Origin of the sequence: Bradyrhizobium iriomotense, from assembly GCF_018129405.1 — a bacterium.
GTDB classification, from domain to species: Bacteria; Pseudomonadota; Alphaproteobacteria; order Rhizobiales; family Xanthobacteraceae; genus Bradyrhizobium; species Bradyrhizobium iriomotense_B.
This window is the reverse complement of record NZ_JAFCLP010000011.1, coordinates 171,882-192,176: the sequence shown is the minus strand read 5'-3', so window position 1 is coordinate 192,176 and position 20,295 is coordinate 171,882. Positions and strand designations below refer to the sequence as shown.

The following is a 20,295-nucleotide window of genomic DNA, read 5'->3' as shown; positions in this document are numbered from 1 at the left end:
GGTTTATCGCGATGGCGGACCCATCACGAGGTTGGGCAGATAGGTCGAGATCGACGGCACCAGGCACAGCAGGACGACTGCGAATGCCATCAGCACGACGAAAGGCAGCGTTCCCCAGATCACGTCCCGCAACGGGATGTCCGGTGCGATGTTCCTGATGACGAAGATGTTGAGCCCGACCGGCGGATGGATGAGGCCCATCTCCATCACGATCGTCATCACCACGCCGAACCAGATCAGGTCGAAGCCGGCGTCCTTGAGCGGCGGCAGGATGATCGGCGCGGTCATCAGGATGATCGACACCGGCGGCAGGAAGAAGCCGAGCACGACCACCAGCACCAGGATCGCGCCCAGCAGCACCCATCGCGACAGCTGCATCGCGACGATCGCCTGTGCCGCGGCCTGGCTGATGTGGAGATAGCTCATGACGTAGGAGTAGAGCAGCGACATGCCGATGATCAGCATCAGCATGGTTGATTCCTTCAGCGTCGATTCCAGGATCGGGCCGAGATCCCGCGGACGCCACACGCCGTAGATCGAGGCGATCAGGACCAGCGCCAGGATGCCGCCGAGGCCGGCGGTTTCCGACGGCGTGGCATAGCCGCCATAGAGCGCGATCATGACGCCGCTGAGCAGCACGACGAAGGGCAGCACGCGCGGCAGCGCGCCGAACCGCATCGCCATGGTGAAGCGCTCGTTCGACAGGATCGGATGCTGCGCCGGATCGGCCGCATAGGCGCGCTGCGCCGCTTTGTATTCGGCCTTGAACCTCAGCACCGCATAGGTTGCAAACAGCAGCACCAGGAGAAGGCCCGGCCCGATGCCGGCGAGGAAGAGGCGTCCGAGCGACTGCTCGGCGGCGACCGCGTACAGGATCATGGTGATCGAGGGCGGCAGCAAAATGCCCAGCGTGCCGCCGGCGGCGATCACGCCCGCGGCAAAGCCGCCGGAATAGCCGCGCTTGCGCATCTCGGGAATGCCGGCGGAGCCGATCGCCGAGCAGGTTGCCGGAGACGATCCCGCCATCGCGGCGAACAGCGCGCAGGCGAAGACGTTGGCGATGCCGAGTCCGCCGGGAATGCGGCCCATCCAGACATGCAGCGCGCTGTAGAGATCCTGTCCCGCCTTCGACTTGCCGATCGCGGCGCCCTTCAGGATGAAGAGCGGGATCGCCAGCAGCGTGATCGAGGCCATCTCCTCGTAGACGTTCTGCGTCACCGTATCGAGCGATGCGGCGGGCATGAAGTAATACATGAAGACGACGGCGACCGCGCCGAGCGCCAGCGCGATCGGCATGCCCGAGGCCATGACGGCGAGGGTGGCGCCACCATACATCAGTCCGACGGCAAGCGTGCTCATTTGCTCCTCCATGCGTCGACGCTCGCGGCGAGCTGGAGCGCGACCTGCAGCGTCATCAGCGTCATGCCCAGCGACATCATGCTGTAGGGAATCCACAGCGGCGGGGCCCAAGTCGATCCGGACACCTGGCCGTCGACCCAGGCTTCGTGGAACAGCGTCCAGGACTTCCAGGCGAAGAAGCAGCAGAACAGCAGGCTCGCGGTGTCGACCACGAGCATGCGGATCGCATTGCCGCGCTTCGACAGATAGCCGGTGAGGGCCTCGATGCCGATATGGCCGCGTCCGGCCTGCACGAACGCGGTGGACAGGAACGTGGCGCCGACCAGCAGGAACACCGCGGCCTCGTCCTGCCAATAGGTTGCCGCATTGAAGAAGTAGCGCGCGGCCACGCTATAGCTCAGGATCGTGCTCGCGACGATGAGCGCGATCGAGCAGAGCACGACGATCGTCCTGTTGAGCAGGCTCATCGCGCGGGCGATCCGTCCCACCGGGGATCCGGGTCGCGCCGCCGTCACCGTGGCTGAATGGCCGAGATCGATGCCATGCGCGCTCATGAGCCGGCCTCCATGGCAAGCTTGATCAGGCGGGCGCAGTTCTCGTTCTTGTTGGCGTAGTCCTTCCAGGCCGTGTCGCGCGCAAGCTCCCGCCACGCCTGAACCGTCTTGTCGTCGAGATCGTGCACCGTCGCGCCGGCGGCCTGGTAGACCTTGGCCACGCGGACGTCGTCCTCCACCGCCGCTGCGCGGCCGAACGCTTCGAGCTCGGCGCCGACCGAGACGATGATGTCGCGCTCCTCGCTCGAAAGCCGGTCGAACACCGCCTTCGACATCACGAGCGGCTCGAGCATGAACCAGTAGCTCTTGGCCCGCCCGGTCGTCAGATGCTTGGCGAGCTCCTCCAGGCGGAACGAGGTCAGGCTGGTGGACGAGGTGAGGGCGGCATCGCACGCGCCGGTCTGCATTGCCGCATAGAGTTCATTGGAGGGCAGCGACAGCACCGAGGCGCCGGCAGCCTGCAGCACGAGATCCATCTCGCGCGAGCCGCCGCGGATCTTCATGCCCTTGGCATCGCCGACCTCGACCAGCGGACGCGTGCGGCTGGCGACGCCGCCGGCCTGCCAGATCCAGGTGACGATGATGAGGCCCTTGGCGGCGAGAAACTTGCTGAACTCCTGGCCAATCGGTTTGTTCTTCCAGCCGAGGCCTTCGTCGTAACCGGTGACGAGGCCCGGCATCAGTCCGATGTTCAGTTCGGGAAGATCGCCGCCGGCGTAGGAGATCGGGATCAGGCTCATGTCGAGCGCGCCTTTGCGCATCGCCGAGACCTGCGCGTTGGTCTTCATCAGCGACGAGCCCGGATAGATCTCGGCGGTCATCGCGCCCTTGCTGCGCTCCTGGATCAGCGCCGCGAAGCGCCGGCAGAGCCGGTCGCGGAAATCGCCTTCGGTCGCGGTGCCTCCCGGAAACTGGTGCGAGATCTTCAGGGCCGTTGCCGCGCGTGCCTCTCCGAACCGGAGCAGGGCCGGAGCCGCGATCCCTAGGGCCAAGGCTTGGCGTCTTGAAATCCTCATTCCATACCTCCCGCTGCTAGATTGCATTTTTTATTTCTAGTCTTGCATACAATTCATATATGAACTGCATGCTGTATGTTTTGTCAAGTCTGTGGTATGGAACTAAAGGATCAGGTGTATACAATGAGCCAGGCCTTCAGGCTGAAGCAGTCGATCGAAGACGCTGTGATTGCAGGGGAATTCCTGCCGGGCGATCGCCTGGACGAGGCCTCGCTCGCGGAGCGATTCGGGGTGTCGCGCACCCCCATTCGGGAGGCGCTGCTTCAACTCGGCGCCGAAGGCTTCATCGATGTCCGCCCGCGCCGGGGCGCGATCGTCAGCGTCCCGTCACCGACCCGGCTGTTCGAGATGTTCGAGACCATGGCCGAGATCGAAAGCGCCTGCGGGCGGCTGGCCGCGCGCCGGCTGACGCCGGACAATGACGCGGCGATGGAGACGGCTCACCGCGCCTGCGAGATCGCCGCGCGCGAAGGCGACAGCGAGCAGTACTACGCGGACAACCGTAATTTTCACGAAGCGATCTATCGCGCCAGCCGCAACAGCTTCCTCGCGGATCAAGCCTTCGCCCTGCACAAGCGGCTGAGCGCCTATCGCCGCATCCAGCTTCGGGCGCGCAATCGTCTGCTGCAATCGCTCCAGGAGCACGCCGGGATTCTCGAAGCGATCCGTGCCGGTGACGAGCAACTCGCCGCGACGCGGTTGCACGACCACGTTCTCGTGCAGGGCGAGCGGTTCTCGGACATGGTGCTCGGCCTTGCCGGCGATCGGCGCTCGGATGCCTCCAGTAGGAGCGGGACGACGAGATAGAGCGGCGGACACATCCGTTCGCTAATCCGTCTCATCCGAGGCTGACAGCGCAAGACGTTGTCGGCGCCGTGAATTCGTTTCCTGTATGGTGCCGAATGGAGAAAGGCCGCCCACGCAGGCCGCCAATTTGGATTTCCATTTCATTGATTTCGCCTCGCGGAGAAGCGAATACGGTTCCAATCATTGCCGCAGACTCCGGAGACCAAGATGTCGTTTCGTTCCGCCCTGATTCTTTCGACCGTGCTCGCCGCATGGTCCGCCGCGGCCGCGGCCGAGACCATCAAGATCGGCGTGACGCCGGGACCGCACGCGCAGATCCTCGAAGCCGTGAAGCCGATCGCCGCCAAGCAGGGGCTCGATATCCAGCTGCTCGAGTTCTCCGATTACGTGGTGCCGAACGCCGCGCTCGATGCCGGCGAGATCCAGGCCAATTCGTTCCAGAACCAGCCTTATCTGGACAACCAGAAGGCCGATCGCGGCTACAAGATCGAGTCCGTCGGCCTGACCGTGAACTTCCCGATCGGCGTCTATTCGAAGAAGCACAAGGCCTTTGCCGATATCCCCGAGGGCGGCAAGGTCTCGATCCCCAACGATCCGACCAATGGCGGGCGCGTGCTGCTGCTGCTCCGCGACAAGGGCGTGATCAAGCTGAAGGACGGCACGGGCTTCAAGCCGACCGTGCTCGACATCACCGAGAATCCCAAGAAGCTGAAATTCATCGAGGTCGATGCGGCGCAGGCTCCGCGCGCGCTCGACGACGTCGACGCAGCCGCGATCAACACCAATTATGCAACCCAGGCGGGCCTCGATCCGGTCAAGGATCCGATCCTGCGCGAAGACCCGAAGGGGCCCTATGTCAATCTGATCGCGGTGCGCACCGCCGACAAGGACAAGCCCTGGGTCAAGATCCTCGTGGACAGCTATCACACGCCTGAGGTCAAGGAGTTCGTCCTGACCAAGTTCAAGGGCGCGGTGCTGCCGAGCTGGTAGGCAATCTGCCCAGCCAGAGTCCAGCGCAGGAGGGATGTTCCGGCGGGCAGCCTTGCGCAATGCCCGCTTGTCTGGAGCTGCGGCAACCGACATCATCGGGGCCCATCCTCGCCCGACAGGGATCGTATGAAACGCTTTGCAAATCTGAAACGCCTGGGCTTCTTCACGCGGCTGCTCGACGAGGCGCCGGCGGCGGACCGCTATCGCTTCGCGGCCGAGCAGATCGTGCGCGCCGAGAAGGCCGGGCTCGATTCCGCGTGGATCGCGCAGCATCATTTTCACGAGCGCGAAGGCGGCCTGCCGTCGCCCTTCACCTTCCTCGGCTATGTCGCAGCCCAGACCTCGCGCATCCGCCTCGGCACCGGCATCGTGACGCTGCCGCTGGAGAGCGCGGTGAGGGTGGCGGAGGACGCTGCGGTGCTCGATCTCCTCTGCAACGGCCGCTTCGAGCTCGGCGTCGGCACCGGCGGCAATCCGTCGGCCTTCGCCGCCTTCGGCCTCGACGGTGCCCAGCGCAACGAGATATTTGCGCGCAATCTGGACATCGTTCGCAAGGCACTGACCGGCAAGCCGCTCGACGGCGGCGACACGCTCTATCCGCAGCGGCCGCAACTGGACAAGCGCATCTGGCAGGCGACGTTCTCCGTCGCCGGCGGCGCCCGGGCCGGCAAGGCCGGCGATGGCCTCCTGCTCTCGCGCACCCAGCCGCGATCCAAGGACGCGCCGAAGGCGACGCTCGCCGAGATCCAGAACCCGATCATCGACGCCTATCTCGAAGCACTGCCGCCGGGCTGTGAACCGCGCATCATGGCCTCGCGCAGCGTCTTCGTCGCCGACGACCATCGCGAGGCGATGCGTCTTGCCGATATCGGGCTGCGCCGCGCGCTGCCGCAATTCATGAAGGGCGGTCACCTTCCGCCGGGCGAGACGCTCGAGGAGATGATCACCGCGTTCGACACCCATGTCGGCGCCGCCGACGAGGTGATCGCCTCGCTCCGCACCGATGCGACGCTGGAGCGGGTGACCGATCTGGTCTTCCAGGTGCATTCGGTCGATGCGCCGCATCCCTATGTCCTGCGCTCGATCGAGCTGGTCGCGGAGAAGGTGGCGCCGGCGCTGGGCTGGACCCGGACGGCGGCCAAAGACGTTGCTCTCGCAGGCTAGCCGGGATGAATGTGATCGCGTTGCACGAGGCTGAATGATGGCACCAAAGGATATTATCGACACGCTCGCCGGGATCGAGCCCGGCTCCACCCTGGACGCCATCCGCGCGCGCCGTCTGCAGGCGCGCGAGAACGCGCAGAAGAGCTATCTCTCGCTGTTCGAGCCGATCGACGCCGGCGATTTTTCGCTTGCCGAACGCTCCGCGGTCGCGGCCTTCGTCACGTGGCTCCATGGCGAGTCCCCCGTCGCCGCCTTCTATCGCGAGAAGCTCGCAGCGAATGCGGATGGAGCCGCGCTGGTCGAGGCGATCAAGTCCGAGATCGAGCGCGGCAAGACATCGGGGCCCTATGGCGCCTTTCCGGCCGGACCGTTGTCGGTCGAGAACAAGGCTGGCTTGATCTACCGCGTGAGTGCCGAGCGCAGGCCCGAGCTTGGCGCCCGGCTGGTTGCGGCGCTTGAACATGCGCATCTGCTGGTTTTCCGCCCGCGCGATGCCGCATCCGCCGACATGAAGGCGCTGCTGGCGGCCGGCTGGTCGACCACCGGCATCGTCACGTTTTCCCAGCTCGTTGCGTTCCTGTCGTTCCAGGTCCGCGTCGTCAGCGGCTTGCGCACGCTCGCAGCGGCAAGCGCGTAGGAGGTTGCATCATGAGCACCGTCAATCCGCCCGTCGTGTTCACCCAGGACGAACTCGGCTGGGTCTCGTGGATCGATCCGCTGCCCGAGGCCGAGCTGACCGAGCGGCATTTCGCCGGCCTGGTCGATCGTGCCCGCGCCAAGTCGGAATACTTTCGTCTCTTGGTGCGCGATCCCGAAGTGCTGGAAGCCCGCACCAAGACCGACAAGGACATCTTCTACAACGTCGCCGACGGCCTGCCGCGCGCCGAGCGCGAGCTCGCTGCCGCTGCGACCTCGCGCTACAACGGCTGCATCTATTGCGCCTCCGTGCATGCGCGCTTCGCCAGCACCTATTCCAAGCGCCGCGAGGACGTGCAGCGCCTGCTGGACGAAGGCGTCGGGGCCGATCTCGGCGCGCGCTGGAATGCCGTCGTCAAGGCCTCGGTGGCACTGGCCGAGACGCCGATCGCGTTCGGTCCTGACAATATCGCGGAGCTGCGCCGCGCCGGGCTCGACGACGCCGAGATCGTCGACGTCATCAACGGCGCCTCGTTCTTCAACTGGGCGAACCGGCTGATGCTGTCGCTCGGCGAGCCCTCGAAATAGGCAATCTCACCGGCACAAGAATTGCTGCTTGTATCAACTAAAGTGGATGGAGCCGTGCATGAGCAACATCGATCGTCGTACCCTGGTCAAAGGCTCGCTCGCCGCGATGATGGCGGGCGCGACCTTCTCGCGCGCCGCCTTCGCGCAATCCGCCGAGCCGATCCTGCTCGGCGTCAGCGGCCCCCTGACGGGACCGAATGCGCAATATGGCACGCAGTGGAAGCAGGGTTTTGACCTTGCGCTCGACGAGATCACGGCTGCCGGCGGCATCAACGGCCGCAAGCTCGCCTATCAATTCGAGGACAGCCAGAGCGACCCGCGGCAGTCTGTGGCGATCGCGCAGAAGTTCGTCTCCGACCCCCGGATCGCCTTGGAGCTTGGCGATTTCTCCAGCCCCGCCTCGATGGCGGCTTCGCCGATCTACCAGCGCGGCGGCCTTGTGCAGTTCGGCTTCACCAATTCGCACCCTGACTTCACCAAGGGCGGCGACTTCATGTGGAGCACGTCTGTAAGCCAGGCCGACGAGCAGCCGCTGCTGGCGGCCTATGCCGTCAAGCGCCTCGGCCTGAAGAAGCTCGCAGTGCTGCACCTCAACACCGATTGGGGCCGCACCAGCCGCGACTATTTCGTCAAGGCCGCCAAGGAATACGGCGCCGAGGTCGCGGTGACTGAAGGCTACATTGCGGAGGAGCGCGACTTCCGTTCCACGCTGGTGCGCGTGCGCGATGCCAATCCGGATGGGCTGATCCTGATCTCCTATTATTCCGACGGCGCGCTGATCGCGCGCCAGGCCCGCCAGGTCGGCCTGAAGCAGATGATCTGCGCGGCAAGCTCGGTCTACTCGCCGAAGTTCCTGGAGCTCGGCGGCGAGGCGGTCGAGGACGTCCATCTCGGCACGCGCTATTTCCCTGAGGATCCCAGGCCCGAGGTGAAGAAATTCATCACGGGCTTCAAGGCCAAGTATGGCGGGCAGGAGCCCGACGCCTTCAACGCCTATGCCTATGACGCGATGAACATGGCGGCCGCCGTGGTCAAGATCGGCGGCACCGACCGGCGCGCGATCCGCGACGCCTTCGCGAAGGTGAAGGATGTCTCGAGCGTCATCTTCGGCCTGGCGACGTTCGACGTCGAGAGCCGCCGCGTCAAGGGCGCCATGAACGCCGAACTCGTCGTGCGCAAGGGCCAGTTCGCGCTCTGGGACGGCAAGCCGACCTGACCTGATGGCCGGAGCGGGGGCTCCGGCCGCTTTCCTCTCTTCGCGGTGATATCAGCGTGTCTTCCTGGCTCGACTACACGATCAACGGGCTGATCGTCGGCAATGTCTACGCCCTCGTTGCGGTCGGGCTCGCGCTGATCTTCGGCGTCAGTCGGCTGATCAACTTCGCACAAGGCTCGATCTATCTGGTCGGCGCCTATATCGGCTGGGTCGCGGTGGTGCAGCTGCATACGCCGCTGCCGCTCACCATCATCGTGGTCGCGGCGGCCGCCGCGGTGGTCGGTCTGGTCATCGAGCGGTTTGGCCTGCGGCCGCTGCAGAACTCGGTGCGGATCGCGCCGCTGCTCGCGACCATCGGCATCAGCTTCGTGCTCGACCAGTTGGTGATGCTGACCTTCTCGCCCAATCCGCGCGCGCTGCCGAGCCAGCTGCCTGACGTTCGCTTCCAGCTCGGCGGCGGCACGATCGGTCCACTCGATCTGCTCATCGCCGGCGTCGGCATCACCAGCGCGCTCTTGCTGTTCGTGTTCCTGCGCTACAGCAAGCTCGGCTGGGCCGTGCGTGCCGCCTCACAGGACCGCGATGCCGCGATGCAGATGGGCGTCGACGTCAACCGCGTCAATCAGGCGGTGTTCGGCATTGCCGCCGCGCTCGGCGGCGTCTCCGGCATGCTGGTCGGCATGTACTATAATCAGATCGACACCGCGATGAGCCTGCAGGCGACGCTGAAGGGCGTCGTCGCGGAAGTGGTCGGCGGCGCCGGCAACGTGCCGGGCGCGGTGATCGGCAGCCTGTTGCTCGGCCTCGTCGAGAGCTACGGCGTTGCCGTATTCGGCACCAGCTATCGCAACCTGTTCGCGTTCCTGCTGCTCGTCGTCGTGCTGGTGCTGCGGCCGAACGGCCTATTCGCCAGCGCGCGGCAGGCGCCGCCGGAGCCGCTCACCGGAACCTTCATCGCGCCGAGCCGCCCGGTGCGGATTCCGCGCTGGGCCTTGGCTGTCGCAGCCGCGATCTTCGCGGTCCTGCCGTTCTTCCCGGTATCGTTCTATGTGCTGCAGACCCTGATCAATGCCTGGCTGCTCGGCATGCTCGCGCTCAGTCTCACGCTGGTTGCGGGCACGGTGGGGCAGGTCTCGCTCGGACACGCCGCACTGCTCGCGATCGGCGCCTATACGTCCGCGCTGCTGTCACTGACGCTCTCCGTCCCGGTCGGCCTTGCCGTGATCGGCGGCGGCCTGATGAGCGCTGCGCTCGGCACGCTGCTGATCTCGCCGTCCTTCCGCCTGCGCGGACACTATGTTTCGATCGCTACCCTCGCCATCGGCGAGATCGTGTCGCTGGTGATCCTGAACTGGGAGGGCGTCACGCGCGGTCCGATCGGCATCTCCGGCATCCCGCCGCTGTCGCTGTTTGGCTATGACCTGATCAGCCCGTCCTCGGTCTACTGGTTCAGCTTTGCGGTGATGGTCGTGCTGGCGCTGCTCCAGGGGAGGCTGCTCACGTCGCATCTCGGCCGCAGCTTCCGCGCTATCAGAGACGACGATATCGCCGCGCGCGCCTATGGCCTCAGCCTGAACCGCTACAAGTCGCTGGCCTTCATCTTCGGCGGTTTTGCTGCCGGCGTCAGCGGCGGCATCGCCGCGCATCTTTACTCCTACATCAATCACGAGACCTTCAACACGCAGCAATCCATCCTGGCGCTGACGGTCGTCATCCTCGGCGGCCTCGGCAATGTCGTCGGCGCGATTCTGGGGTCGGTGGCGTTGGTCGGCCTGCCCGAAGTCTTCCGGATCGCGGCGGAGTATCGCATCCTGATCTACGGCATCGTGCTGCTCTTGCTGGTGCGGTTCAGGCCGCAGGGCCTGTTGGGAACGATCTGATGGCGGAGCAGCACTATCCCATGCTGTCCCTGCGCGGACTGACGCGTCGTTTCGGCGGCCTCACCGCGGTGGACGCCATCGATCTCGATCTCGCGAGGGGCGAGCTCATCAGCATCATCGGCCCCAACGGCGCCGGCAAGACGACGCTGTTCAACCTCGTGACCGGGCTCGACCGGCCCGATGCCGGTACCGTGCGCTTCGAAGGTCAGGACATCACCGGCCTGTCGCCGGAACGGCTCGCGGCCGAAGGCATCGCGCGTACCTTCCAGCTCGGCCGCGTGTTCGGCAATCTCAGCGTCATGGACAATGTCCTGATCGGCGCCCACACGCGCTTGCGCGCCGTGAAGCCGGCGGTGCCGGTGATCGGGCCGCTGCTCGAGCTGGGCCTGGCCTTGCTGCGTCCCTCGAGCGTCAAGGCGGAAGAGGAGCGGCTGCGTGAGGAGGTGAAAGCCATCCTTGCCCGTTTCGGCGAGCGGCTGCTGCCGCGGATCGACCAGCCCGCCTATAGCCTGTCCTACGCCAACCGCCGCCGCGTCGAGATCGCGCGTGCGCTCGCGCTCAAGCCGCGCCTCTTGCTGCTCGATGAGCCGACCGCCGGCATGAATCCGACCGAGACCGCGGAGATGCAGGCGCTCGTCGCCGAGCTGAAGGCGGAAGGGCTGACCATCCTCCTGATCGAGCACAAGCTGGAGATGGTGATGCGCCTGTCCGACCGTGTCATCGTCATGGACGAAGGCAAGAAGATCGCGGAAGGACCGGGCGAGGTGGTGCGAACCGATCCCAAGGTGATCGAGGCCTATCTCGGCCACGGCCTGTCGGGCGCGGCGGAGCAGGAGAGCGCGGCATGACGACGAGCGTCCCCGAACCGCTGCTGGCGCTGTCTGGCGTCAACACCTTCTACGGCCAGGCCCAGGTGCATTTTGATCTCTCGATCACGGTCGCGCGCGGCCACATCGTCTGCCTGCTCGGCGGCAATGCCAGCGGCAAGTCGACGACGATGAAGATCATTTTGGGTCTGGTGAAGCCGCGCTCGGGCGAGGTGACGTTCGACGGCGCCTCGCTGATCGGACTCGCCACGCCGCAGATCGTCCGCCGCGGCATCGCCTCGGTGCCGGAGGCACGGCGGCTGTTCGCCGACATGAGCGTGCGCGAGAACATCCTGATGGGCGCCTTCGTGCGCAACGACCGCGACGCCGTCGCGCAGGATCTCGACAGGATGCTGACGCTGTTCCCGAAACTCGGCCAGCGGCTGTCGCAGCGCGCAGGCTCCTTGTCCGGCGGCGAGCAGCAGATGGTGGCGATGGCGCGCGCCCTGATGAGCCGTCCAAGGATGATCGTGATGGACGAGCCGACCATGGGCCTGTCGCCGCTCTATGTCGACCGCGTGCTGGAGCTGATCCGCACCATCAACCAGGAAGGCGTCTCGGTCTTCATGGTCGAGCAGAACGCCAGCCTCGCGCTGGAGATCGCGCACGAGGCCTATGTGCTGCAGACCGGCAAGATCGTGCTGTCGGGCCCGGCGCGCGCGCTGAAGGACGATCCACGGGTGCGCGACGCCTATCTCGGCGGCTCCGAGGCCGCGTAGCGTTTCAAGCAGAAGCTGCGCTCTGCACCGTCTCCGCCGGCAGATCGTCGCCATTGGGATCGCCCGGTGCGGTCGCCCAGGCGAGCTCCACCAGCGTCACGATCCTGCGCCCGCCGCCGTCGAGCTGGACGACGATCAGGCCCTGCTCCTCCATGTAGCCGAGCAGGCGCTGCGCGCGGCGCAGCGAGTGGGAGCCATAGGCGCGGGCGATCGCGGCATCGCCGGGGCAGGGCCAGCCTTCCTTGGCCGCGCGCGCGATCATCATGAACACGCCCTGCATGTCGTCGGGCAGGATCGAGGCGCGCAGCGACACGTCCTGCCAGGCGTCGTCCTCGGCAAGATCGGTGCCGAGGCCGGCGCGCGCGTGCGTCAGCATGCGGCGGAATTCGTTGAGATCGGGCACCGCTGCGCCGAGGCCCTCGATGCGGCAACGGACCACGAATTCCTGATACAGCACGCCGATGGCGCGGAAGCCGGCGTCGGGCTCGGCGAGCACGGCCCGCAGCGTCCGATCGACGCGCTCGCGCCGCTCGGCGAGCTCTTCGGCGCTGACCGGCAGCTCGATCGGCTCTGCGCGCGCTTCCGGCACAGCAGCCGCCTTCGCGGCGCGAAGCTGTTCGAGCAGATCCGGCGCCGGCCGGCGCTGCGGCCGGCTGGCGTCGGGCGGCGGCGCGGCCAGGATAACCGCGCGGGCGTCTTCAAGTGTGGCCTCCGGCAGCGGCATCAGCCGCGGCGTCGAATTGCGCGGGGAGGTCGCGGTCGGGCCGATGTTCAGGCGCAGCGGACGGCGCGACAGGGCCGGTCCCAGCGCCATGAACTGGCCGCGCTCGAGATCGCGGAAGGCTTCCGCCTGCCGCCGCTCCATGCCGAGCAAATCGGCGGCGCGCGCCATGTCGATGTCGAGGAAGGTGCGGCCCATCAGGAAGTTCGAGGCTTCCGCCGCGACGTTCTTGGCGAGTTTTGCAAGGCGCTGGGTCGCGATGATGCCGGCGAGCCCGCGCTTGCGGCCGCGGCACATCAAATTGGTCATGGCGCCGAGCGAGAGTTTTCGCGCTTCGTCCGAGACTTCGCCCGCGACCGCCGGCGCAAACAGCTGCGCCTCGTCCACCACCACCAGCATCGGGTACCAATGGTCGCGGTCGACATCGAACATTCCGCCGAGGAACGCAGCGGCGCGCCGCATCTGGTTCTCGGCGTCAAGCCCTTCGAGATTGAGCACGGTGGAGACGCGATGCAGCCGTGCGCGCTCGCCGGCAACCTGGAGGCCGCGCTCGGTGTGGTCCTCGGCGTCGATCACGAGATGGCCGAAGCGTTCGGCCAGCGTGACGAAATCGCCTTCGGGATCGATGATGGCCTGCTGCACCCAGGGCGCGCTCTGCTCCAGCAGCCGCCGCAGCAGATGCGACTTGCCGGAGCCGGAATTGCCCTGCACCAGGAGACGGGTCGCCAGGAGTTCCTCGAGGTCCATGGCCGCCGCGGCGCCTGCCGTGGTCTGCCCCATCTCGATCGCAACCGTCATGTCCCCGACTCAAGTCCCCATCATCCGCGGACAGGGGCTTATCAATCCCGCCGCGGCGCGTCGAGCGGTCCAGCGCGAATCAGGCCGCGTTGCCCACGGCGGCGTTCAGGCGTGATTCGAGAGCCGAAGCAGTGCGGGCCGGTAGGGCGCCTGCGGATCGTCGTCCTCGTTCGCGGGAATCGCGCAGGAGCCGAATTCCTGCCTGATCCGCTCGATCTCGGCGATGCGCGCGTGCAGCCGCTGCAGATGCTCGGGCGATCTCGCCCGCCAGAACCGGAAGGTGTCGGCCGTGAGGGGCAGGAAGGCCGTTCCGAACAATGTCGGCTCGGGCACGACGGTCCGTCCGAGCAGCAGGAACCGCTCGGCGCCAGAGACGATCAGGGTCGCATAGCCGCGATTTCCAATCCGCCTGATCCCGTTCAGCGACCATTCGGCGAGCTTGCTGAAATAGGGCTCCTCGCACCAACGGTCGGGACAATCGTCGTCGACGGTGACGTTGACGGCGTCCTGGCTGAAATGCACCACGATGCCCGACTTCGCCGGGAACCAGTCGTCGTCGAGATGGCCCTGCAGCCAGGCGCAGACGAACGACCGGCACATCTGCGGACGGCGCTCGTAGATGGTGCATCCCGTACCGGCCTGCCAATGCCGGCACAGCTGGTTGACCGGCTTGTCGACGCCGGCGACCTCAAGGATGTCGCAGCAGGCGTTGCACGAGCCGCATTGCCGGGCGGGCCGCGCCGTCTTCGGCAGGCCGGTCGCACGAAAGCCCTGGCCGTCGCGGACCAGCAGCTTCTGCTTCTCCAGCGCGGTCAGCGCACGTTCGATCTTGAGACGCGAGAGCCCGGTGGCGTCGATCACGCCCTTCATCGTCGTCGCGCCCGCTTCCACCGCGCGGACGACGCTCAGCATCGCCTGGTCCATCGTCTTTTCTTGTTGTTGTCGTCCGGTCCCGGACGCCGGCATCGCAGTCCGGTGCCCGGGAGTGGCGGCGAGTTGCTGGTTGTGAAGATAATGACTTACTCACAAAGCTATCTTTCTCCTTTTTGCCAAACAACAAGCCGGGCCCGCCATGCACGCATGCAGCACTTGCGCAATTGCGGGATCAGGCATGGCGGTCACGGTCGCCTGCGAGGTGGCTTGCAAACGTGAAACGCGAGCGGCCCGGCTCAATTCGCCCCCAAGCGCGGCCATTTCGCCGCCGCGCAGCGCCCGGAGAGGAGGCGCGACACGCATTCTCGTCACGCAGTCGTGATATCTGCGGTGCGGGCGCTCGCGCCGCGTGAGGCGACACGTTTGCGTGATGAGGAGCGGCAGACCAGGACATCGCGCCGCGTTGCTGCTGCATCACACCGGGAACAGTCAGTCGCGGGACGAGAGGGACGCCCCATCATCGCATGACCCAGATCAAGGCCTGCCGGCGCGTCGCCTGCTAGGCGAGGGCATGAACTCTCTGACCTTCTTCACGGCGACCTGTTTTCTTCTCGCCATGCCGGGACCGACCAACACCTTGCTTGCGACATCGGGGGCAGGGATCGGCATTGCGCGCTCGCTGCATCTGCTGGCGGCGGAGGTGTGCGGCTATCTCGCGGCGATCGCGCTGCTGCGGCTGGCGCTTGAACCGATCGTGAGCGACATCCCGCTTGCGGCTCTCGTGCTCCGCATCGCCGTCAGCGTCTACATCCTCGGTCTTGCCGTCATGCTCTGGCGCGTCAACGCGCGCGAACTGCGCCACGGCGCGGTGGTGACGTTCCGCCAGGTGCTGCTCACCACGCTGCTCAATCCGAAGGCGATGGTGTTCGCTTTCCTGCTGCTGCCGCTTCAGGCCGGACTGTCCGGGCTGTTGCCCCGGCTCGGTGTGATTGCGCTTCTGATCGTCCTGGCGGGAGCGGCCTGGGTGACGCTGGGCGCCACGCTGGGCCGCGGTGCCCGTCGTCTCGGGCGTCCCGAGCTGATCAGTCGAACCGGCGCGGTCACGCTCGTCGCCGTCACCGGCCTGATCTGGCTTCAATCATTCCTGAGTGCGTGAAGGCTTGCGGGATGTCATGGCGGAGGCGCGTCGTCCATCGCAGTCTCGGCTCGTCGTGGAGGCATCGGCTGTCATGGTCAATCGGCGCAGCGTCGTGGCAGGGCTGGCGTGTGCCGCCGTCATGTCTCCGCACGGATCGCATGCGGCTACGGCCGTGACTTACGCGGACGCGGTGCGCACCGCGTGGGCGCCGCTGCGTCCAGATGAGGGCATCCATGGCATCGTACGTTACGCGACCCTCGCCGCCAACAGCCACAACACCCAGCCCTGGCGTTTCACGCTCAGTCCGGCAAGCATCGTCATTGCACCCGACGTCTCGCGCCGCTGTCCTGCGGTCGACCCCGATGATCACCACCTGTATGTCAGTCTCGGATGTGCAGCCGAGAATCTCACGCATGCGGCGGCTGCCTCGGGCTTGAGGTCGACGTTGCGGATTGAAGCCGATGCGGTCGTCGCGGATCTCGAGCGCGCGACTGCGCAGGTGTCGGCCCTGTTCGCCGCGATACCGAACCGGCAGTCGACGCGTGCGGCCTATGATGGCCGCCCCGTCTCGAACGATCTGCTTCGCAGCCTCGAGCAGGCCGGCACCGGCGAAGGAGTTGCGGTCTTGCTCGTGACCGACCGTCAGCAAATGCAGCGCATCAGTGACTACGTCGTCGAAGGCAACACGATGCAGATGCGGGATCCGAAGTTCATGGAGGAGCTCAAAGCCTGGATGCGCTTCAACGAGGGCGAGGCGGTCGCGACGATGGATGGTCTGTTCTCGGGTGCATCAGGCAATCCGCCCCTGCCGCGGTGGCTGGCGCGACCGTTGCTGCCATTCGTGTTCACGGAACGCCGCGAGAACGACAAGTATCGCGCCTCTATCGAGAGCTCCGCCGGCCTTGCGGTGTTCGTCGCCGAGCATGACGACTGGGCGCATTGGGTCGAAGTCGGGCGCGCCTGCCAGCGCTTCGCGCTGCAGGCGACGGCGCTCGGCCTCAAATACGCCTTCGTCAACCAGCCGGTCGAGATTCCCAGCCTGCGCCGCCAACTTGCGGCCTATCTCGGTCTCGGCCGGCGCTTGCCAGATATCGTGGTGCGCTTCGGCGCAGGGCCGGAGCTGCCGAGATCATTGCGCCGACCCGTCGCGCAGGTGATCGCGTAAGGCCGATTGCTGCCGAGAAGCCGCCTTACTGTGCGCCCGATCCGCCCTGCACGATCTTCTCGTTCAGCTTCAGGTCGACGGTCTCCACCGTGCGGTCGATCTCGGCATTGGGCACGCCGAGCTGATGCGAGATCAGCTTCACCAGCAGGTCGACGCGCTCGATGAAGGGCGCGCCGCTCGCGACCGCGCGCGCGGCCGAGGACGGCTTGAGCAGGCTTTCCGCAGCCTTGGCATATTTCGCGAACGGCACCTGGTCCTGCGGATCGGCGCCGAGGCGGCGGGCGACGGCATCGACATGGTCGTAGATCGTCTGCGAGCGTGCGAGGTCGCCATGCACGGCGTCGCGGATCGATTGCGGCTCGTGCGGGGTGATGCAGCGGTAGTTGCCGGTGAGCAGCATCGACCATTTCGCCAGCGGCACGAACAGGGAATCGAACACTTTCAACTTCACCGGCACGTCGTGGCCGTCGAGCGTCACCGCGTCGATGTCGGCTTCGAGCTCGCGCAACAGCTTGTTGTGCTTCTCGTCGGCGAAGACCGATGCCTTGAAGTTGGTGGGCAGGCCGACATGAAGCACGTTCGCGGCTTCCTCCGGCGGGCGGAAGGCCTGCGGGTCGGGCGAGCACAGCGTCACCAGCCCCGGCTCGAACCGCTCCCACACCTGCGCGTTGGTGTAGGCCTCCTCGAGGTCCATGCCTGCGAGTGCGGGAATCCGCTTCAGATAGGGCAGCGGCGGCATGTTCATGATCGACAGGCACGGCAGCTTCGCCGCGGCGATCTTGACCATGAGGACGCGCACCGTGTGGTTGGTGTATTGCGGCTCCTGCATCGCAAGGCCGACCAGATCGTAGCGGGAGACGTCGACATCGGCCGGCGTCACCGCGTCGAGCTTGCCGGGCAGGTTGCGCGAGAAGATCGCCCGGTGCACTGCCTCGTCGCGCAACTTGATGCGCACCTCGGTACCGTCGCGATTGATGAGCTCTGCGGTCTTGGCGCGGCAGACCAGGGTCACATTGTGCCCCGCCATCAGCAGCTTCGTGCCCAGCAGGGAGCCATAGGAAGCCCCGAGAATCAGAATGTTACGCGCCATGTTTCGTCCCTTGGAATGTGATGTGATTTTTTGCGCCCCGGCCGTCGTGCGAGGGGGCATTTGCCGGCATGTAAAGCGAAGTGGCCGGCGATAGCAACTGGGATAATGCATACAAGATGCAGAAGGGCGGGCGGTCCCGGTCGTGCCGTGACGACCGAACTGTGACGGATCCCATCCGGCAAGGGGGTCTGCAGATCTGCTTCGTTATCTGAGACAAGCTATTTCCCGAGAATCCGGAACGCATGTCACATCCGGCTCGTCAGGGAGAGTCGATCGTACGCCACCAGGCGGTGTGCGAACGAGCAGGGCCGGGGAGTCGTCTCTTCGATGAAGCGGCAATCGACCGCCTTTGTCATTGCTGCGGTGATTGGCGGCGCGCCGGATGCGCCCATGAGACGTTCATGAGAGGTCGATACCGGTCATGCCTCTTCTGTCATCAAATCGCATCCAATTTTTAGTCGTCAGTCGCAACAAAAAACTACAAACGCAGCGCCGCAAAAATGGCAGAGTGGCGCGGGGCCATGACTGTATGTCAGCAATGGAGCTGAGACGTGACGATTGAGTTGGAGCCGGCGTGCAACTTGCGTTGAGACCGGCCGATGGGGGCGATGCACCGTGTGGCCCGGTGCCCGTGCGAAGCGAAGACAAAACGAACATCGAATGGGGTCTCGCTGCACCAATGGTGCGATCCCGCGCGGGGCATGGCGTCCTGCGCGGAATGGCAACGAAACAGATCGACGAGCCCGATAGCATCGGCAGACGCAAGCGCGATGGACGCGACCAGGTACGCCTGGGATCGCATCGAGCAGGCGTGCACGGCGTTGCGCTGACAGCGCAGCCGGCAAGCCTGGCCAACTGCTGACGCACCGTTCGGGGAAAAAAATGGAAGGTGATCATTGGCCTCACGGCTCCTGCGATGGAGCCGGTGGAAGCCTGGTACGCTTGCGAAAGCGCGCGTCCGAATTTTTCGAAAGCCTGTCTGTCGCGGAGCTTGCGCGTGAGGCGCACAGGCATCTGTGGGTTTCAGACTGGTTGAGGATCGCGGAAGACTATCGGAGCTCCGCCGAATCCGCGCGCGCGGATGGTGCCGCCCGGATCGTCGCCTGCGAAGCGTGGATATGCGCGCTGATGGCGTTCGAGGTCGCGCGAAGCCTGTCTGGTCCGGACGATCTCGCCAGTACCGACTTCGCCGATAGGGTCGATTTCAGCCTGAGAAGCTTCGCGGACGATGCGGCTCAAGCGATCGAGCGCGTCGAGATTGCCGGTTTCGATCAGGGAGCGTTGACCGGCTTCTTCCTGCCGGCGCTCTGTCACGGGCCTTCTGCGCCCGCGATCATCTGCATCGCCGACGAGGACATCACCCTGGCCTCGATGATGAGCAGGCTGTTGCCCGCCTCGCTTCGCCGCAACATGTCGCTTCTAATCATCGATGCCGGCAATTCGCCCGTTCGTCGCCCGCTCGAACAGGAGCATATTCTCCAATGCTGGCTGGACTATCTGGAGGCTCGCCCGGATGTCGACTCGCAGCGGATAGCGATCTACGGCGAAGGGGTGGGCGCCAGTCATGCCTCCCGCCTTGGCCTCTCGGATCGCAGGATAGCCGCCGCCGTGTGCGACGGCGGTCTCTTGCGGTCGGCCACGCACCAGGCATCGGTTCACTGGATGACAGGCGTCGAGCAGGTCGTCGAGGGCGAAACCTCGCTGCGTCCGTTGCCGTCGCCGCGCCGAATGGCCTGCCCGCTTCTCATGGTGGTCGGGAGCCGCTCGATGGTGCGCGAACAGGAGGCTCTCGAGCTGCAAGCCGGCTATCGTCAGGCCGGGGCCGACTGCTCGGTCGTCGTGCCGAACCGCATCCCGCATCCTCTCGGCGAGGTTGAGAATTTCATCACGGTGGACGACTTCATTTTCGAGTGGCTCGACGCCAAACTCGGAACCCCCCGTCGCCTCGATCCGGTGACCTATCTCTAGCGCATGATCCTCAAGAATGCGCCGCGGTCCTCTCGCGACGAGCGCGGCGCAGATCATGTTGAGAAAGACCGCCGATCACGAGACGTCGATGGCCAGCAGCCGTGCAGCGAGTCGAGCATTCCTGGCAATGGTCGCGAGCGCGGCATTCAGGTCGGCGAGAGTCTTCTCGTCGAGCTCGTTGAACATGGTCGAATTCAGGGCGAACTTCCGCTTGGACAGTTTTTCGATGTTCGTCGTCGCCTTTTCCGTCAGCGACATCAGGACGAAGCGAGCGTCGTCGGCCGCTGGCCGTCGCGACAGGAATCCGCCCTTCTCGAGGCTCTTGGTCTGGTTGGTCACGAAGGCCGGGTGGACCCGCAGCTTGTTCGCAATGTCGATTCCGGCGACACCGCGCCCCTCGTCCAGCTCGGTGATGGCCATCAGGATCAGCCATTGCGGCTCAGTGATGCCGAGCAGTCCGGCCCAGCTGCTGTGGATGTCCTCCAGCTGCGAGTGGATTTCAACGATATTCCAGATGAAGTCCGTAATCGCCCGGTCGAGCTTCTTCTCGATCATATGGCTTCCCCCTAGGCCTTATCATTTTTCTTTTTGTCTTGATCGGTCTTTTACCGGGATATTGGCAAGCCGTCTCGCATATCGTGCGCGGAACACTCCACTGGGGAAATCGTGTCGTCATTTAATGCTTGCAGAAAGCAATTAATTAAGTTACGCCTTATCCCACTCAGAATTTGCTGCTCTCGACCATCG

19 protein-coding genes are annotated in these 20,295 nt (G+C 65.4%); 12 read left to right on the top strand and 7 right to left on the bottom strand.

The annotated features are described in order from the left end of the window. Nucleotides 1-3: 3 nt before the first annotated feature. Genes JQ592_RS22830 through dctP form a run of 3 tightly spaced genes read right to left on the bottom strand, consistent with a single transcriptional unit; the run spans nt 4 to nt 2,929 of the window. Nucleotides 4-1,359 carry a TRAP transporter large permease gene (locus JQ592_RS22830; RefSeq protein ID WP_211405036.1) on the bottom strand — a complete coding sequence of 452 codons (1,356 nt, stop codon included), beginning with the start codon at nt 1,357-1,359 and terminating at the stop codon, nt 4-6. After that, the gene (locus tag JQ592_RS22825) at nt 1,356-1,913 is read right to left on the bottom strand and encodes a TRAP transporter small permease (RefSeq protein WP_211405035.1); all 558 of its coding nucleotides are present in this window, start codon (nt 1,911-1,913) and stop codon (nt 1,356-1,358) included. The genes JQ592_RS22830 and JQ592_RS22825 overlap by 4 nt, the downstream gene beginning before the upstream one ends. Beyond that, nucleotides 1,910-2,929, bottom strand: a complete 1,020-nt coding sequence (dctP, locus tag JQ592_RS22820) for a TRAP transporter substrate-binding protein DctP (protein ID WP_211405034.1) — start codon at nt 2,927-2,929, stop codon at nt 1,910-1,912. Before dctP ends, JQ592_RS22825 begins: the two co-directional genes overlap by 4 nt. A gap of 123 nt (nt 2,930-3,052) precedes the next feature. On the opposite strand from dctP, the gene JQ592_RS22815 reads away from it, so the two are divergent. The 9 genes from JQ592_RS22815 to JQ592_RS22775 all read left to right on the top strand — a co-directional run bounded on the left by JQ592_RS22815 (nt 3,053) and on the right by JQ592_RS22775 (nt 11,795). Beyond that, complete coding sequence (locus tag JQ592_RS22815; RefSeq protein WP_211405033.1) at nt 3,053-3,736, top strand: GntR family transcriptional regulator; 684 nt, start codon at nt 3,053-3,055, stop codon at nt 3,734-3,736. A gap of 207 nt (nt 3,737-3,943) precedes the next feature. Next, a complete protein-coding gene (locus JQ592_RS22810; protein ID WP_211405032.1) occupies nt 3,944-4,726 on the top strand; it encodes a MetQ/NlpA family ABC transporter substrate-binding protein in 783 nt (260 codons plus the stop codon). A gap of 126 nt (nt 4,727-4,852) precedes the next feature. Next, nucleotides 4,853-5,890 carry a putative FMN-dependent luciferase-like monooxygenase gene (locus JQ592_RS22805; RefSeq protein WP_211405031.1) on the top strand — a complete coding sequence of 346 codons (1,038 nt, stop codon included), beginning with the start codon at nt 4,853-4,855 and terminating at the stop codon, nt 5,888-5,890. 37 nt (nt 5,891-5,927) lie between these two features. Beyond that, nucleotides 5,928-6,527: a CMD domain protein gene (locus JQ592_RS22800; RefSeq protein WP_211405085.1), complete on the top strand. Its 600-nt coding sequence runs from the start codon at nt 5,928-5,930 to the stop codon at nt 6,525-6,527. An 11-nt stretch (nt 6,528-6,538) separates the two neighbouring features. Then, complete coding sequence (locus tag JQ592_RS22795; RefSeq protein WP_211405030.1) at nt 6,539-7,114, top strand: alkylhydroperoxidase domain protein; 576 nt, start codon at nt 6,539-6,541, stop codon at nt 7,112-7,114. A gap of 58 nt (nt 7,115-7,172) precedes the next feature. Then, nucleotides 7,173-8,330 (top strand): ABC transporter substrate-binding protein, encoded by a 1,158-nt coding sequence (locus JQ592_RS22790; protein ID WP_211405029.1) that lies wholly within the window; start codon nt 7,173-7,175, stop codon nt 8,328-8,330. Between the two features lie 56 nt (nt 8,331-8,386). Next, complete coding sequence (locus tag JQ592_RS22785) at nt 8,387-10,210, top strand: ABC transporter permease (RefSeq protein ID WP_211405028.1); 1,824 nt, start codon at nt 8,387-8,389, stop codon at nt 10,208-10,210. Continuing rightward, nucleotides 10,210-11,058, top strand: coding sequence for an ABC transporter ATP-binding protein (locus tag JQ592_RS22780; protein ID WP_211405027.1), 849 nt, complete (start codon nt 10,210-10,212; stop codon nt 11,056-11,058). Before JQ592_RS22785 ends, JQ592_RS22780 begins: the two co-directional genes overlap by 1 nt. Beyond that, a complete protein-coding gene (locus tag JQ592_RS22775) occupies nt 11,055-11,795 on the top strand; it encodes an ABC transporter ATP-binding protein (protein WP_211405026.1) in 741 nt (246 codons plus the stop codon). Before JQ592_RS22780 ends, JQ592_RS22775 begins: the two co-directional genes overlap by 4 nt. A 4-nt stretch (nt 11,796-11,799) precedes the next feature. Here the strand turns inward: JQ592_RS22775 and JQ592_RS22770 are convergent, their stop codons facing one another. Both JQ592_RS22770 and JQ592_RS22765 read right to left on the bottom strand, forming a co-directional pair. Continuing rightward, complete coding sequence (locus JQ592_RS22770; protein ID WP_211405025.1) at nt 11,800-13,314, bottom strand: ATP-binding protein; 1,515 nt, start codon at nt 13,312-13,314, stop codon at nt 11,800-11,802. A gap of 105 nt (nt 13,315-13,419) precedes the next feature. Continuing rightward, on the bottom strand, nt 13,420-14,238 hold the full coding sequence (locus JQ592_RS22765; protein ID WP_211405024.1) for a YkgJ family cysteine cluster protein: 819 nt from the start codon (nt 14,236-14,238) through the stop codon (nt 13,420-13,422). A 520-nt stretch (nt 14,239-14,758) separates the two neighbouring features. Here JQ592_RS22765 and JQ592_RS22760 point away from each other — a divergent pair. Both JQ592_RS22760 and JQ592_RS22755 read left to right on the top strand, forming a co-directional pair. Then, a complete protein-coding gene (locus JQ592_RS22760) occupies nt 14,759-15,343 on the top strand; it encodes a LysE family translocator (protein WP_211405023.1) in 585 nt (194 codons plus the stop codon). A gap of 154 nt (nt 15,344-15,497) precedes the next feature. After that, nucleotides 15,498-16,490, top strand: a complete 993-nt coding sequence (locus JQ592_RS22755) for an Acg family FMN-binding oxidoreductase (protein WP_349630486.1) — start codon at nt 15,498-15,500, stop codon at nt 16,488-16,490. 25 nt (nt 16,491-16,515) lie between these two features. Here JQ592_RS22755 and JQ592_RS22750 read toward each other — a convergent pair whose 3' ends face one another. Continuing rightward, a complete protein-coding gene (locus JQ592_RS22750) occupies nt 16,516-17,580 on the bottom strand; it encodes a ketopantoate reductase family protein (protein ID WP_211405021.1) in 1,065 nt (354 codons plus the stop codon). 882 nt (nt 17,581-18,462) lie between these two features. Here JQ592_RS22750 and JQ592_RS22745 point away from each other — a divergent pair. Then, nucleotides 18,463-19,548 (top strand): alpha/beta hydrolase family protein, encoded by a 1,086-nt coding sequence (locus JQ592_RS22745; protein WP_211405020.1) that lies wholly within the window; start codon nt 18,463-18,465, stop codon nt 19,546-19,548. Between the two features lie 75 nt (nt 19,549-19,623). Here the strand turns inward: JQ592_RS22745 and JQ592_RS22740 are convergent, their stop codons facing one another. After that, nucleotides 19,624-20,103: a MarR family winged helix-turn-helix transcriptional regulator gene (locus JQ592_RS22740; RefSeq protein WP_211405019.1), complete on the bottom strand. Its 480-nt coding sequence runs from the start codon at nt 20,101-20,103 to the stop codon at nt 19,624-19,626. Nucleotides 20,104-20,295 lie beyond the last annotated feature (192 nt).